Origin of the sequence: Burkholderia sp. PAMC 28687, from assembly GCF_001577465.1 — a bacterium.
Taxonomy (GTDB): Bacteria; Pseudomonadota; Gammaproteobacteria; order Burkholderiales; family Burkholderiaceae; genus Caballeronia.
Map to the genome: position 1 here is coordinate 1,022,388 of NZ_CP014505.1, position 13,943 is coordinate 1,036,330.

The following is a 13,943-nucleotide window of genomic DNA, read 5'->3' on the forward strand; positions in this document are numbered from 1 at the left end:
ACGGGTTTAAAAGTCGACGCGCGCCACGCGCAGGAGTGCGGCTGTTTCGAAAAGAGGCAGGCCCATGATACCCGAATAGGACCCTTCAATCCGTTCGATAAACGCTGCCGCGCGTCCCTGAACGCCATACGCACCGGCCTTTCCGAGCGGTTCGCCAGTGGCGGCGTAGCGTTGCAGTGCAGCACGGTCGACCGCGGCGAAGCGCACGAGCGAACGCGACAGGACGGGCTGGAGCATCCCGCCTTCGGAATCGACGACGGCGAGCGCCGTCAACACTTCGTGATCACGCCCGGACAGCCGTTCGAGCATTGCGACGGCATGGGCGGCATCGTCCGGTTTGCCCATGATGGCGCCATCGAGCGTGACGGTTGTATCGGCAACAAGGATGGGCGAAGGCGCGTGCTCGCCCTTTACGCGCCGAGCATATGCAGCCTGTGCCTTCGCCGCGCATACGCGCAGGACGTAGGCATCGGCGGCTTCGCCGGGAAGCTCGGCTTCGAGCGCTTCGGCGTCTTCATCAGGAAGGGGGAGGAGCAGTTCGCACTTGACGCCGAGTTGCTGCAACAACTCCCGGCGCCTGGGACTTTGCGACGCAAGATAAACAAACGCAAACGTGGTCGATGACATTGAGGCAATCCTCGAAGCGCACGCGTTGGCGGTTCCGCGCCTTCGATGACCCGTTGCCGTTCACGCGCGATGATATGGGTGGTTCTGCGTGATGCTCCACGCACGATAAAGCTGCTCGGCCAGGAGCACGCGGACCATGCCGTGCGGCAGCGTAAGACTCGACACACGCAGTAATACGTCGGCGCGCGCCTTGATGTGCGGATCGAGACCGTCGGCACCGCCGATCACGAAGGCCACGTCGCGGCCATCTTGCTGCCAGTCGGGAAGGGCGCCGGCGAGTTGCATCGTGGTCCAGTCGCGGCCGCGTTCATCGAGCGCGACAAGACGCGCATTTTTCGGCAACGCTGCTTCGACGCGCACACGTTCAGCCGCCATGACGCTCTCGGCGTTACGGCCCGACGAGCGCTGTTCAGGCTTGATCTCGCGCAACTCCACGCGCAACTCGGGCGGCATGCGTTTCGCATATTCGTCAAAGCCGGTTGAGATCCAGTCGGGCATCTTGTGGCCGACCGCGAGGATATGAAGTTTCATGGCAGCGTGAGGCGCACGAAGCGTCCGCCTTCAGGTAAAGCGGTACGTTCGCACTGAACCTGAAGCTCAGCGACGCGTGGTCTTGCGCGCGGGCTTGGCCGCCGGTTCGTCTTCCTCGTCTTCTTCGTCCGCGGTCACACGCGCGCCGCCGAAACCGCCTGCGCTTTGCAGCTTCACGCGCACGGGTTTGTCGCCCCAGACTTCTTCGAGGTTGTAGTACTGGCGCAGCGCCGGTTGCAGGATATGGACGACGGCGTCACCGCAATCGACCAGCACCCATTCGCCGATTTCCTCGCCCTCGGTGCTGATGACGTCGCCGCCCAGCTCCTTGACCTTTTCGCGCACGCTGTTCGCAAGCGCCTTGGTCTGACGATTCGACGTGCCGCTCGCCACGATCACACGGTCGAAGAGGGCGGTCAGGTGAGTGGTGTTGAACACCTTGATGTCCTGCGCCTTGACGTCTTCGAGACCGTCGATGATCGCGCGTTGAAGCTTTTGAATTTCCATATTTTTACCGATGGTACAAGTGGTGTTGAACAATATAGTCCCATACGGCGGACGGAACATTACTCTCGGCAGCAATCCCGCCTGCCGCGTGCGTTTTGAGGCGTTCGCCCGACTGCTCGCGGATTTCGGTGGCGGATACTTCGAGCGCCAGCGCCGAGTCGATCAACAGGTGCCCGTGCGGCGTGGACCGGAGCACATCCGCGCTCGCGCTGCGGGCCGCAATTTCCTCGGCAACAGCGGGTGAAACCGTCGATACATCGAAACCCGCGCGTGTTTCCACGCATACGTGCGCAAATTCGAACAGCCGTTTCCAGTCGCGCCAAGAATCCAGATGCACGAGCTGGTCGGCGCCGATCAGCAACGCCAGCGACGCATCCGCGCCTTCCCGCTCGCGCCAGCGCGCGAGCGTCTCCACGGTATAGGTCGGGCCATCGTGATCGATTTCGTCGGTCGCGACGGTGATCTTCAAACCGTCGATGTGCAGCGCTTGCGCCGCTGCGCGAGTCATTGCGAGCCGGTGATGCGCCGGAGTCACGTCTTTTTTCTGCCACGGTTGGCCTGCCGGCAGAAATACGAGTTCGGTCAGGTCCAGCAACTCGGCGAAACGCCGCGCGAGCGCCATGTGAGCGTTGTGTATCGGGTCGAACGTGCCGCCCAGCAAGCCGACGCGGTGAACGCAAGGAAGATTGGGTTTCAGTGGACGGTCCTCTTTGGGGACGGAATGCAACGGGTACAGCGCCGGTTTCTCATGTTTCCGTGGCTATTTAAACCCACTCTCGCGCGACAAGGAAATCGGAATAAAGCCGCGCTTCGGGCGTGCCGGTTTCCGGTTTCCAGTTGTATCGCCATGAAACGGCCGGTGGCATCGACATCAGGATGGACTCCGTGCGCCCGCCGCTTTGCAACCCGAACAGCGTGCCCCGGTCGAATACCAGGTTGAATTCAACGTAGCGGCCTCGCCGATAGGCCTGGAATTCCCGCTCGGCTTCGCCATACGGCGTATTGCGCCTGCGTTCGATGATCGGCACGTAGGCGTTGAGAAAGCTGTCGCCGACGCTGCGCATCATCGCGAACGATTCGTCGAAACCGGGTTCCGAGAAATCGTCGAAAAAAATCCCGCCGATACCGCGCGGCTCGTTGCGATGCTTGAGATAAAAATACTCGTCGCACCATTTCTTGAAACGCGGGTATAAATCCGCGCCGTACGGCGCAAGCGCGTCACGGCACACGCCGTGGAAATGCTGCGCGTCTTCCTCATAACCGTAATACGGCGTCAGGTCCATTCCGCCGCCGAACCAGAAGAGCGGCGCCTCGCCGGCTTTCGTGGCGATCAGCAGGCGCACGTTCATATGCACGGTCGGGCAGTGCGGATTGCGCGGATGCATGACCAACGATACGCCCATTGCCTCGAAACCGCGGCCGGCCAGTTGAGGACGCGCGGCACTCGCCGATGGCGGCAGGGAGTCGCCCGCGACATCCGAAAAGCCAATGCCGCCGCGCTCGAAAAACTGCCCGCCTTCGAGAATCCGGGTGCTCCCGCCGCCGCGCAGCCGCTCCTCAGGCCCACGCTGCCATGAATCGACGGCAAATTCGGCGCCCTCGAACCTGCCGAGCGTATCTGCGATCTGCTTTTGCAAACCGGTGAGATAGGTGCGGACAGCGTGTACGTCGTAGGTCGAATCGGTCATCGTGCTGCGTGCTTTCTGGTGTGCGGGAAGGCGGACAAGGAGGCGGTCTGCCGCCATTCGGCGCGTTTCGTCTAAAAACGCACTGCCGGACGCGAAGGTCCGGCAGTGCTGTACTTGAATGCGGTGTCGAATCAGCTTTGTCGGTCCGACGCCTTTCGATTGAGCGCCCGATACCCAATGTCCCGCCGATACTGCATGCCGTCGAACGCGATCTGGTTGATCGTATCGTAGACGACGGATTGCGCGCCGCGAACCGAATCCGACAGACCCACGACACACAGGACGCGGCCGCCGGACGTGGTCAGCTTGCCGTTTTCCAGCGTGGTGCCGGCATGGAACGTCACTGCTTCCGGCGTTTCCGCAGGTATGCCGTTGATCCGGTCGCCCTTGCGCGGCGTGTCCGGGTAGTTGTGAGCGGCGAGCACCACGCCAAGCGCGGTACGCCGGTCCCATTCGATCTCGGCCGTGGCAAGCGTGCCCGCGATCGCCAGTTCAACCACCTTCGAGAAATCACCCTTCAGGCGCGCCATGATCGGCTGCGTTTCCGGATCTCCCATGCGGCAATTGAATTCGAGCGTCTTCGGATTGCCCTGCGCGTCGATCATCAGGCCGGCATACAGGAAGCCCGTGTAGCGGATGCCTTCCTGCTCCATGCCGCGCACTGTCGGCAGGATGATTTCGCGCATCACGCGCGCATGCAGTTGCGGCGTGACGATCGGGGCAGGTGAATACGCACCCATGCCGCCGGTGTTCGGGCCCTTGTCGCCATCGAGCAGGCGCTTGTGGTCCTGGCTCGACGCCAGTGCCAGCACATGCTTGCCATCCACCATCACGATAAAGCTGGCTTCCTCGCCGTCCAGGAACTCCTCGATCACCACGCGTGCACCGGCGTCGCCCAGCTTGTTGTCGGCGAGCATGGAGTCGACGGCTGCATGCGCCTCTTCCAGGCTTGTCGCGACAACCACGCCTTTACCCGCAGCCAGGCCGTCGGCCTTGATGACAATGGGCGCGCCCTTCGTGTCGAGATAAGCGTGTGCCGCACCGATGTCCGTGAACGTTTCATACTCGGCCGTGGGAATGGCATGGCGTTTCATGAACGCCTTGGCAAAGTCCTTCGAGCTTTCGAGTTGCGCCGCTTCTTTGGTCGGACCAAAAATCTTCAGGCCACGCGAGCGGAACAAGTTCACGATGCCTGCCGCCAGCGGACCCTCGGGACCCACTACGGTCAGCGCGATCTGCTCATTTTCTGCGAAATCGGCCAGCGCGGCCGGATCCGTGATGTCGACATTCAGCAGACGTTCGTCCTGAGCCGTGCCGCCGTTACCCGGCGCGACATAAACCATCTGCACGCGCGGCGACTGCGCGAGCTTCCACGCGAGCGCATGTTCGCGACCGCCCGAACCGACGACGAGTAACTTCATTTAAACCTCGAAGACCTTAAGAAATTCGTGGCGGCTGGCAGCGCGAACCGGTGAGTTCTTCCTGAACCGGTTCACCGCGCCTCCGCAGTTTTGCTTTGCTGCATTCCGGCTGACTGTCAGTGGCCGCAGGGATCATGAGAGAGAGAAGAGGGCTCGCGCCGATAACGGCTGCGTCACACGACTTCGCGTCTTTAAACCCGGCCGTCAAAAGCCGTTTGCGGCTTGTTTCTCTGCAGACCCGGAACGGCTGCTGAACGCGCATGCACCAATCGGGCCAGAAATGCTTTGGGTTCTCGACTTCGCCTGCTGCAATTTCCAGCGCGTGAAAGACAAGCCCCTTACCAACCCGCGTTTACTCTTCGTCGATTGTTGCGTTGGTATAAACCTCTTGCACGTCGTCAAGATTTTCCAGCGCATCGAGCAATTTCTGCATTTTCGCGGCGTCTTCGCCCGTGAATTCGACTTCAGTCTGCGGTTTCATGATCACTTCGGCGACTTCAGCCTTGAAGCCGGCAGCTTCCAGCGCGTCCTTTACCTTTTGGAAGTCGTTGGCCGGACACACCACTTCCATGCTGCCATCGTCGTTCGTCACCACGTCGTCCGCGCCCGCTTCGAGCGCCGCTTCCATCAGCTTGTCTTCCGGCGTGCCGGGTGCGTACAGGAACTGGCCGACGTGGTCGAACATGAACGCGACCGATCCGTCCGTGCCCATGTTGCCGCCGAACTTCGAGAACGCGTGGCGCACTTCCGCGACCGTGCGGGTCCGGTTGTCCGTCATGGTGTCCACGATGATCGCCGCGCCGCCAATGCCATAGCCCTCGTAGCGGATTTCTTCGTAGGTCGCGCCGTCCACGCCGCCCACCCCGCGCTGGATCGCGCGGTTGATGTTGTCCTTGGGCATGTTGGCGTCGTACGCCTTCTCGACGGAGAGCCGCAGGCGCGGATTGGTGTCGATCTCTCCGCCACCCATGCGCGCTGCAACCTGAATTTCCTTGATAAGACGCGTCCAGACCTTGCCGCGCTTGGCGTCGGTGGCCGCTTTCTTATGCTTGATGTTGGCCCATTTTGAATGACCCGCCATACCTTTCTCCATCGCGCCCGAGCTGTTCTCGCACGCCTGTGTGTCAATGTCGCCGCCTTATGCAGCTTTGTGCAGCTTTCTTTCAGCTTCCCTGCGCAGCGTTTTTCGCCAGCTGGCATGTATGTTCCCGCTGCTTACATGACGGGGCCTGCCGGGCGCGAAAAAACCGCGGCAAGGCTGCCTCAATGCTGCATCAACGCATTTGGCGGACCCGAATTTTATCATGGCGCGCCCGTCCGGCAGGCATTGGCCTTATGGCGGCGACGCGATGAGCCGTAGGTTCGCCGGGCTTTCCGTCAGTTCTTGGTGCCGAACAGCCGGTCGCCGGCGTCCCCCAGGCCCGGGACAATGTATGCGTGCTCGTTCAAATGGGAATCGAGCGAGGCGACGTAAAGCTTCACGTCAGGGTGGGCATCGGAGAAAACCTTCACGCCTTCAGGCGCCGCGACCAGCGCGACGAAGATGATGTTTTCACCCAGCACCTTGCGCCGTTTCATGACGTCGACCGCGTGCACGGCCGAATAGCCGGTCGCGAGCATGGGGTCGCACAAGATGAACACGCGCTCCTCGAGATCCGGGGGCAGGCGCACGAGATACTCGACCGGCCGGTGATCTTCCGCCCGATACACCCCGATGTGCCCCACGCGTGCCGACGGAATCAGGTCCAGCAACCCGTCCGACATGCCGATGCCGGCGCGCAGCACGGGCACGATGGCGAGCTTCTTGCCCGCAATGACAGGTGCGTCGACGGTAACGAGCGGTGTCTCGACACGCTTCGTGGTCAGCGTCAGGTTGCGCGTGATCTCGTAACCCATCAGCAGCGTGATTTCGCGCAGCAATTCGCGGAATGTACGGGTGGACGTGTCCTTGTCCCGCATGTGAGTCAGCTTGTGCTGGATCAGCGGGTGGTTGAGGATGAAAAGATTCGGAAAGCGGCTGTCCTGGTTCATGGTGTTCGCGCGGTTGCCGCGGCATTAAATGTGGTTTCGGGTCATGCTTGTGACGCAGATTGTCGGTGCGGCTGCTTTCAAACCGCGCGTGCAGGGCGGTTTCAATTGCTGAGCTTGGGCAGTGCCGCCAGTTTACCCAAATTAGGGGCGCTGAAAGTGGAGATTGCGGGCGACAGGCCATCCGGTCTATTGCACGGCCGACGTCCGATCCCTCATTCTTCTAGAATTGCATCATGCGATCCAATGCATGATTGCGAGCCGGGATCCGGCCGACATTCGAAATTCCGCTTGGACCGGTGCAAACCTGTCAAAGCGCGGGCAACTAGCGGACAACTACAAAGGGACAGCAATGGACATGGGAATCAAGGGGCGCACGGCGCTCGTATGTGCGGCCAGCAAGGGTTTGGGGCGCGGCTGCGCGGAAGCGTTGGCCGCCGAAGGCGTCAACCTCGTGATCGTGGCGCGCACGGCGGTGCCGCTGGAAGCCACGGCGGAGCACATTCGAGTGACCTATGGCGTGAACGTGACGGCGGTCGCCTGCGACATCACCTCGCCGGAGGGGCACGCGGCGGCGCTGGCCGCTTGTCCGGCGCCCGACATTCTCGTGAATAACGCCGGTGGTCCGCCGCCGGGCGACTTCCGCCAGTTTTCCCGCGATGACTGGATCAAGGCGCTCGACTCGAACATGCTCACGCCTATCGAGCTGATCAAGCAGACGCTCGACGGCATGATCGAACGGGGTTTCGGGCGGATCGTGAACATCACGAGTTCGTCGGTGAAGGCGCCTATCGACGTGCTGGGCTTGTCGAACGGCGCGCGTTCGGGGCTGACGGGGTTTATCGCGGGATTGTCGCGCAAGGTGGCGGCAAGCGGCGTGACCATCAACAACCTGCTGCCAGGTTCCTTCGACACCGACCGCCTCGTCACCACGTTCGCGGCCGACGCGAAGGCGAACAACATCAGCGTGGAAGAAGCCAAGAAGCGCCGCATGAGCAAGTTGCCCGCCGGCCGCTTCGGCTCGCCCGAAGAATTCGGCAAGGCGTGCGCTTATTTGTGCAGCGTGCATGCAGGGTACATCACCGGACAAAACCTGCTGATCGACGGCGGCGCGTATCCGGGCACTTACTGACGTATCGATGTATTGAAGTATCGGCACCGAACCCATAACAACCCATGACAGAGAGACATTCGATGAACCCACGCGTCGCGCTGATCGCGCACGACATGAAAAAGGATGACATCGTTGCGCTGGCCGGCGAGTTCGCGGCGACGCTCGCGCAGTGCCGGCTGCTGGCAACGGGCACGACCGGCGCGCGTATCGCGGCAGCTCACGGACTGGAGGTGGAGCGCAAGTTGTCCGGGCCGTTTGGCGGCGACCTGCAGATTGGCGCTGAACTGGCGGAGGGCCGCGTCGACCTGGTGATCTTCCTGCGCGACCCCATGACGCCACAGCCGCACGAGCCGGACATCAACGCTTTGGTTCGCGCCTGCGACGTCCATAACGTCGCGTGCGCCACGAACCTCGCAACGGCGCGCATGATTCTCGACGACTTGAAGCTGCGACTGGGCAGGGCCGCTTAGATAGGGCCGCTAAACCAGGCTTGGCGTTGCGTTTGCTGGTCATTGGACGCGCAAGCGCCCTCAACACGGAGACAACGGTGACAAAAGCAATTCGATTCGAAAAAACGGGCGGCCCCGAAGTATTGAAATGGGTCGATGTGGAAGTGGGCGCGCCGGGCAAGGGCGAGATCCGCGTGAAGCATCACGCGGTGGGCCTGAACTATATCGACGTGTATTTCCGAACCGGGCTTTATCCGATGCCGTTGCCGGGTGGCATCGGCATGGAAGCGGCGGGCGAGGTCACCGCAGTGGGTGAGGGCGTGACCGGGTTCAAGGTCGGTGACCGGGTGGCCTATGCGTCGCGGCCGCCGGGCGCCTATGCCGAGGAACGCGTCATGTCGACGCAATATGTGGTGAGCCTGCCCGACGCCATCAGCTACGAGGACGCTGCCTCCGTGATGCTGCAGGGTCTGACCGCGCAGTACCTGTTGCGCAGGACCTATCGTGTGAAGGCGGGCGACACTGTACTGATTCACGCCGCCGCGGGCGGAGTTGGCATGCTTGCCTGCCAGTGGGCGAAGGCGCTCGGTGCGACCGTGATCGGCACGGTCGGATCGGACGAAAAAGCAGCGCTCGCCAAGGCGCATGGCTGCGATCATCCGATCGTCTATACGCGGGAGGATTTCACGAAGCGTGTGCGTGAAATCACGAATGGCGCGGGCGTTCCCGTGGTCTACGATTCGATCGGCAAGGACACGTACACGGCGTCGCTGGATTGCCTCGCGCCGCTCGGCATGTTCGTGAGCTTCGGCAATACGTCGGGTCCGTTGCCGCCGATCGACTCATCGGAATTCGCCGGGCGCGGGTCGCTTTATTTCACGCGCCCGACGTTGTTCAGTTATATCGCCAAGCGCAGCGATCTCGAGCAGATGGCCGCTGAGCTCTTCGATGTATTGACGACGGGGCAGGTCAAGACGAGCGTGCGCCAGCGTTATCCGCTCTCGGAAGCGGCAAGGGCTCACGAGGATCTCGAAGCACGCCGGACGACCGGGTCGACGATCCTGCAGCCTTGAGCGAATGAGACGGCGCGGCGCTGACCGGGTGTGGACGGTGCTGGCGCCGCGCTCTTTCTTTACACAATTTTTATGCTCGCGCATCGACCTTTGATCCGGTCTTAATGCCAACGCGCTTAATGTTCGAGCCATCGCAGGCTATGCAGACGTCATAGGCCAAACGGCGGAGGATACAAGTCAGCCCCAGTTGAGCATACTGGGACAGTCGCATACCGACGCGCCGGGTCTTCGCGTCGATATGCTCGTTCCCGCCAGGCATGCGACCGCTCCTGAACACCAGAAAATGAACCGCCCGAACCCAGACGAGCTGCTGGACAAGCTGCAAAGAGAAGAAGAAAAGCGTCATCGCGGACGGCTGAAGATATTTTTTGGCGCATCGGCCGGCGTGGGGAAGACCTACGCCATGCTGCTTGCCGCGCGGCGGCGCAAGGAGCAGGGCGACGATGTGGTTATCGGCATCGTGGAAACGCATGGCCGGACCGAGACCGCCGCGCTCACCGAGGACCTGGAACACCTGCCGCTTGCGCAGATCGCGTACCGCGGCCATTCGCTGCAGGACTTCGATCTCGACGCCGCCCTGCTGCGCCATCCGCAACTGATTCTGGTCGATGAACTCGCGCATTCCAACGTCCCCGGCGCGCGTCATCTGAAACGCTGGCAGGACGTGCATGAGCTGCTCGACACGGGTATCGATGTCTACACCACCGTCAACGTCCAGCATCTGGAAAGCCTGAATGACATCGTCGGCCAGATCACGCAGATCCGCGTGTTCGAGACGGTTCCTGACCGCGTGCTTGATCAGGCCGACGAAGTGACGCTCGTGGACCTTCCGCCCGAAGAGCTGCTGGAACGGCTGCGTGACGGCAAGGTGTACATGCCGCAGCAGGCAGAACATGCCGTGCGCAATTTCTTCCGCAAGGGCAATCTGATCGCGCTACGGGAACTGGCGCTGCGGCGCACGGCAGATCGCGTCGATGCCCAGATGCGTGAGTATCGGGCGGACCGGTCTATCGAGCGCATCTGGCAGGCGCGTGAACGGCTGGTAGTCTGCATCGGTCCCGGGCCGGAAGCGCCTACGCTCGTGCGCGCAGCGGCACGGCTCGCTGCCAGTCTGCGTTCCGACTGGATCGCGGTGTACATCGAAACACCGCGCTTGCAAAAACTGTCCGATGCCCGTCGCGAACGCACCCTCGCCGCGCTGAAGCTCGCGGCTGAACTCGGCGCGGAGACGGTCACGCTGGCTGGCGCGGATGCCGTCGCTACGCTGATTGGTTATGCGCAGGCTCGCAATGCATCGAAGCTTGTTGCAGGAGCGTCGGCGCGACGTGGTTTTGATCGCTGGCTAAAACGGCCGTTTGGTGAGCGGCTGGCGGAGCGCGCAGGGGACCTCGACCTTACGCTGATTCGCGCCCGCGAAGGTGAGAAGAACCCAGCGCTGACGCAGAAAGACAAAGCTGGCGGAGGTGAATGGCGAGACACGTTGGGTGCTGCCCGCGAGCAACGCTCGGCGCCGCGTGGCTACCTGTACGCCGTCGCCATCTGCGCAGTCATCACGGTGCTTGCCAGCCAGATTCGTGACCGCTTCGATCTCACCAATCTCGTGATGCTATATCTGGTCGGCGTGATCTATACGGCGGCGCGAATCGGGCGCGGTCCGGGCGTGCTTCTGTCGTTCCTGAGCGTAGCCGCCTTCGACTTCTTTTTTGTGCCGCCGCGCATGTCGTTGTCGGTCACGGACACGCAATATCTGCTGACCTTTACCGGCATGTTGTTGACTTCGCTGGTGATCAGTCACCTGACGTCGAGTCTGCGGCGCGAAGCACGCGTTGCATCTAAACGCGAACGCCGCACGGGCGCCATGTATGCCATGGCGGGTGAACTCGGCGCGGCGCTCGCGACCGAGCAGATCGTGGGTATCGGCATGCGTCATGTCAGCGAAGTGTTTCGCGCAAAAGTCGCCATCTTGCTCCCCGATTCCGCCGATAAAGTCCGCCAGAAACTTGACCCTTCGGAACCATCGGCCACAGCCTTGTTACTCGAGGAAAGTGCGCTTGATCTCGATGTCGGCCAATGGGTCTACGACCAGCAAAAGCCGGCCGGGCGAGGGACCGATACGTTGCCGGCCGCCGCAGCGCTTTATTTGCCGCTGAAGGCGCCAATGCGAACGCGTGGCGTGCTCGCGGTGATGACGCACGACGCCAGTGAACTCGAGGTGCCCGAGCAGAAGCGCATGCTCGATGCGTTCGCCGCGCAGATCGCGCTTGCGCTGGAACGCGTGCATTACGTGGACATCGCCCGTGATGCGCTTGTCAGCATGGAGTCCGAACGTCTTCGGAACTCGCTGCTGTCCGCAATCTCGCACGATCTGCGCACGCCGCTTACAACTATCGTCGGATTTGCATCCATGCTGGCGCAAGCCCATGGCGACGCCCGTTCGCCGGCAAATGTCGAGTTGATCTCGGCGATTCACGACGAATCGCTGCGCATGACGAGTATCGTGACAAACCTGCTCGATATGGCTCGGCTGCAAGCCGGTGGCTTGCGCCTGAACCTGCAATGGTCGTTGCTCGAAGAAACGGTCGGGGCCGCGTTGCGCGCGTGTCGCCGAGTGCTGGATGGCCGTACGGTCGACGTCCGCTTGCCGGCCGACCTGCGGTTCCTGCAACTCGATGCCGTGCTGATGGAACGGCTCTTCTCGAATCTGCTGGAGAACGCTGCCAAGTACACGCCGACAGGCTCGAAACTCGTGATCGGCGCGCAGAACGTCAGCGCGGGTGGAAAGCCCTTTGTGCGTGTGTACATAGACGATAACGGGCCCGGTCTTCCCGCGAACATGGAAGACCGCGTCTTCGAGAAATTCACGCGTGGGGAGAAGGAGTCGGCAAAGCCGGGTATTGGCCTCGGGCTCTCGATCTGCCGCGCGATCGTGGAGGCCCACGGTGGTACGATCGGCGCTGACAATCGCCTGAGCGCGACCGCTCGAGAAACGCAAATAGAAGGCGCGCGCTTCTGGTTCACGCTGCCGGTCGAGCCCGCGCCGCCCGTCCCTTCTCTCTTCGATGAAGTCGAACAGGACTTCGCCGATTTCCCTCAGTCCGACCCGAAAAGCGCATGAGCGAACCTACTGTCACCGTCGTGCTGATCGAGGACGAAAAGCAGATTCGCCGCTTCGTGCGTGCGTCGCTCGAGGCCGAAGGCATCACCGTGCACGAAGCGGAAACGGGCAAGCAAGGCCTGGTGGAAGCGGCCACGCGCAAGCCCGACCTGCTGATCGTGGATCTTGGTTTGCCGGATACGGATGGTCTCGATGTGATACGCGAGCTGCGGAGCTGGACGGAGCTGCCGGTGATCGTTTTATCGGCGCGTACGCAAGAGGAAGAAAAGGTCGCCGCGCTCGATGCCGGCGCGGACGATTACCTGACCAAGCCCTTCGGCGTATCGGAATTGATGGCGCGGATTCGCGCGCATTTGCGCCGGCGCAACCAGGCGGCATCGAGTGAATCGCCGTTGGTGAAATTCGGCGAAGTGTCCATCGATCTCGGCCTGCGTCAGGTGACCCGTGCAGGCGCGGCCGTGCATCTCACGCCGATCGAATACAGGCTGCTTTCCACGCTCGTGCGGCATGCGGGCCGGGTATTGACCCATCGTCAGCTGTTGCGCGAAGTGTGGGGGCCTTCACATGTGGAAAGCCACCACTATTTGCGCATCTACATGGCGCATCTACGGCAGAAGCTCGAACGCGACGCCGCCCAGCCCGAGCACATCGTGACTGAGACGGGCGTGGGCTACCGGCTGGTCGGCGCGGTCTGAACGGTGTCGAGCGCCACGTCTATGGGCGTGTCGCCACCGACAAAACCGATCACCTCGTCGCGCACGCCGCGGGTAATGCACGCCACTGTCACGCGCGCCACGTCGTCGCGTGACACCGGCAACGTACTGGCGTTGCGATCGGTTGCGAGCGCGATCGTGCCCCGGCCGGTTTCATCGGATAGCGCCCCCGGACGCAAGATGACATACGGTACGCCGCTTGCCTGCACGTAATCGTCGGCTTCGCGTTTCATCTTCGAGTAGTGCTTGAGTTGGAGCGTGCTTGATTCCGGCCAATACGCCGAGATCGCGCTGATCACCACGAGTTGCTGCGTGCGGCGGCGTTTGGCGTAGTCGGCCGTGCGTTGAACGGCGTCGCGGTCGATCGCGCGTTCCTCGTTCACGCCTTCGCTTTCCGCCGATCCCGCCGCGTAAACGACGTGCGTGACGTCATCGAAGGCATGGGAGAAATCGTGCGTCAGATCGCCCAGCACGATTTGCGCGCCGAGCGCCGCGAACTCACCGCGTTGCGTCGATTTGCGCAGCAGTACCTTGAAAGGAAGAGATGCGGCACGCAGTTGCCGGGCAACGTGACGCCCGGTGCGGCCATTTGCGCCGATGAGCAGGACTTTCATCGCTGAAACGCTCCTTCTATTGGTGGGCAGACGGAAACGTTAAGCCATTTTGGGGAATCCTGC

At 62.1% G+C, this 13,943-nt stretch carries 14 protein-coding genes; 5 read left to right on the plus strand and 9 right to left on the minus strand.

The window, feature by feature from the left end; genetic code table 11:
- Positions 1–6 precede the first annotated feature (6 nt).
- The 8 genes from AX768_RS04750 to upp form a co-directional block, all read right to left on the minus strand.
- The gene (locus AX768_RS04750; RefSeq protein WP_082771396.1) at positions 7–627 is read right to left on the minus strand and encodes a Maf family protein; all 621 of its coding nucleotides are present in this window, start codon (positions 625–627) and stop codon (positions 7–9) included.
- Between the two features lie 60 nt (positions 628–687).
- Positions 688–1,158, minus strand: coding sequence for a 23S rRNA (pseudouridine(1915)-N(3))-methyltransferase RlmH (rlmH, locus tag AX768_RS04755; protein WP_061998995.1), 471 nt, complete (start codon positions 1,156–1,158; stop codon positions 688–690).
- Positions 1,159–1,224: 66 nt separating this feature from the next.
- Entirely contained in the window at positions 1,225–1,665 is a 441-nt protein-coding gene (gene rsfS / locus AX768_RS04760; RefSeq protein WP_061998996.1) for a ribosome silencing factor, read from the minus strand.
- A 4-nt stretch (positions 1,666–1,669) separates the two neighbouring features.
- Entirely contained in the window at positions 1,670–2,392 is a 723-nt protein-coding gene (locus AX768_RS04765) for a nicotinate-nucleotide adenylyltransferase (protein ID WP_082771397.1), read from the minus strand.
- Positions 2,393–2,429: 37 nt separating this feature from the next.
- Entirely contained in the window at positions 2,430–3,353 is a 924-nt protein-coding gene (hemF, locus tag AX768_RS04770) for an oxygen-dependent coproporphyrinogen oxidase (RefSeq protein ID WP_062000782.1), read from the minus strand.
- Positions 3,354–3,484: 131 nt separating this feature from the next.
- Positions 3,485–4,774: a phosphoribosylamine--glycine ligase gene (gene purD / locus AX768_RS04775; RefSeq protein ID WP_061998998.1), complete on the minus strand. Its 1,290-nt coding sequence runs from the start codon at positions 4,772–4,774 to the stop codon at positions 3,485–3,487.
- A gap of 352 nt (positions 4,775–5,126) precedes the next feature.
- Positions 5,127–5,855, minus strand: coding sequence for a YebC/PmpR family DNA-binding transcriptional regulator (locus tag AX768_RS04780; protein WP_062000783.1), 729 nt, complete (start codon positions 5,853–5,855; stop codon positions 5,127–5,129).
- Positions 5,856–6,151: 296 nt separating this feature from the next.
- Complete coding sequence (gene upp / locus AX768_RS04785) at positions 6,152–6,805, minus strand: uracil phosphoribosyltransferase (protein ID WP_061998999.1); 654 nt, start codon at positions 6,803–6,805, stop codon at positions 6,152–6,154.
- A 349-nt stretch (positions 6,806–7,154) separates the two neighbouring features.
- Between upp and AX768_RS04790 the strand changes: the two genes are divergently transcribed.
- The 5 genes from AX768_RS04790 (at position 7,155) to kdpE (ending at position 13,248) form a co-directional block, all read left to right on the plus strand.
- A complete protein-coding gene (locus AX768_RS04790) occupies positions 7,155–7,934 on the plus strand; it encodes an SDR family oxidoreductase (RefSeq protein WP_062000784.1) in 780 nt (259 codons plus the stop codon).
- Positions 7,935–7,996: 62 nt separating this feature from the next.
- Complete coding sequence (locus AX768_RS04795; RefSeq protein WP_062000785.1) at positions 7,997–8,386, plus strand: methylglyoxal synthase; 390 nt, start codon at positions 7,997–7,999, stop codon at positions 8,384–8,386.
- Positions 8,387–8,463: 77 nt separating this feature from the next.
- Entirely contained in the window at positions 8,464–9,438 is a 975-nt protein-coding gene (locus AX768_RS04800) for a quinone oxidoreductase family protein (RefSeq protein WP_062000786.1), read from the plus strand.
- Positions 9,439–9,721: 283 nt separating this feature from the next.
- Entirely contained in the window at positions 9,722–12,553 is a 2,832-nt protein-coding gene (locus AX768_RS04810) for a sensor histidine kinase (RefSeq protein ID WP_061999001.1), read from the plus strand.
- Entirely contained in the window at positions 12,550–13,248 is a 699-nt protein-coding gene (gene kdpE / locus AX768_RS04815; RefSeq protein ID WP_061999002.1) for a two-component system response regulator KdpE, read from the plus strand. The genes AX768_RS04810 and kdpE overlap by 4 nt, the downstream gene beginning before the upstream one ends.
- Here the strand turns inward: kdpE and AX768_RS04820 are convergent.
- Positions 13,224–13,880, minus strand: a complete 657-nt coding sequence (locus AX768_RS04820; protein WP_061999003.1) for an SDR family oxidoreductase — start codon at positions 13,878–13,880, stop codon at positions 13,224–13,226. The two genes, kdpE and AX768_RS04820, sit on opposite strands and share 25 nt — an antisense overlap.
- Between the last annotated feature and the right edge of the window lie 63 nt (positions 13,881–13,943).

Coding starts and splice junctions, on each gene's coding strand:
- AX768_RS04750 (WP_082771396.1), bottom strand. CDS start 627: ATGTCATCGACCACGTTTGCGTTTGTTTATCTTGCGTCGCAAAGTCCC.
- rlmH (WP_061998995.1), bottom strand. CDS start 1,158: ATGAAACTTCATATCCTCGCGGTCGGCCACAAGATGCCCGACTGGATC.
- rsfS (WP_061998996.1), bottom strand. CDS start 1,665: ATGGAAATTCAAAAGCTTCAACGCGCGATCATCGACGGTCTCGAAGAC.
- hemF (WP_062000782.1), bottom strand. CDS start 3,353: ATGACCGATTCGACCTACGACGTACACGCTGTCCGCACCTATCTCACC.
- purD (WP_061998998.1), bottom strand. CDS start 4,774: ATGAAGTTACTCGTCGTCGGTTCGGGCGGTCGCGAACATGCGCTCGCG.
- AX768_RS04780 (WP_062000783.1), bottom strand. CDS start 5,855: ATGGCGGGTCATTCAAAATGGGCCAACATCAAGCATAAGAAAGCGGCC.
- upp (WP_061998999.1), bottom strand. CDS start 6,805: ATGAACCAGGACAGCCGCTTTCCGAATCTTTTCATCCTCAACCACCCG.
- AX768_RS04790 (WP_062000784.1), top strand. CDS start 7,155: ATGGACATGGGAATCAAGGGGCGCACGGCGCTCGTATGTGCGGCCAGC.
- AX768_RS04795 (WP_062000785.1), top strand. CDS start 7,997: ATGAACCCACGCGTCGCGCTGATCGCGCACGACATGAAAAAGGATGAC.
- AX768_RS04810 (WP_061999001.1), top strand. CDS start 9,722: ATGAACCGCCCGAACCCAGACGAGCTGCTGGACAAGCTGCAAAGAGAA.
- kdpE (WP_061999002.1), top strand. CDS start 12,550: ATGAGCGAACCTACTGTCACCGTCGTGCTGATCGAGGACGAAAAGCAG.
- AX768_RS04820 (WP_061999003.1), bottom strand. CDS start 13,880: ATGAAAGTCCTGCTCATCGGCGCAAATGGCCGCACCGGGCGTCACGTT.